1 protein-coding gene is annotated in these 494 nt (G+C 42.3%); it reads left to right on the top strand.

Going from position 1 to position 494, the window contains the following annotated elements:
• Positions 1–71: 71 nt before the first annotated feature.
• The coding region (locus AB4138_RS23080; RefSeq protein WP_372307866.1) for a transposase at positions 72–494 on the top strand (423 nt) is incomplete at its 3' end.

The raw sequence follows: 494 nt of genomic DNA, 5'->3' as shown, positions 1-494 counted from the left end.
TGATGTATGGAATCCACTCCCTCCTTAGCAATCTAGACTTAGGAGTGTGAGAAAAAACCGAGGGTTCCAATATGTTGACTAAAAATGTTATCGCTATCGACTTAGCAAAAAATGTTCTTCAAGCCTGCCATATCAGCATTCATGGTGAGCTAATGTCCAATAAACCTCTGAGTCGCCAGAAGATGAAAGAGTTCTTGGCAAAGGCTAAGCCTTCGATTGTCGCCATGGAAGGTTGTTGCGGTTGCCATTACTGGGGGCAATTAGCAGAAAAACTTGGGCATGAAGTCCGAATCATTAACCCTAAGAAGGTGAAAGGATACCTAGAAGGTCATAAAACGGATCATAATGATGCTCTCGCCATCGCTAACGCCGCTATACAAATTGGTATCAAGTACAGTCGTCCAAAGTCATTGGAACAACAAGCTATGCATTCTTTAGAAACTAGCCGTAGATTCTTATCTCGTAGTGTTGTTTCCCTAGCTCTTCACATTAGA

The organism is Vibrio sp. 10N.286.52.C3, assembly GCF_041468865.1.
GTDB classification, from domain to species: domain Bacteria; phylum Pseudomonadota; class Gammaproteobacteria; order Enterobacterales; family Vibrionaceae; genus Vibrio; species Vibrio crassostreae_C.
Note: the sequence above shows the minus strand (reverse complement) of the source record. Positions and strands in the feature narration are given on the sequence as shown.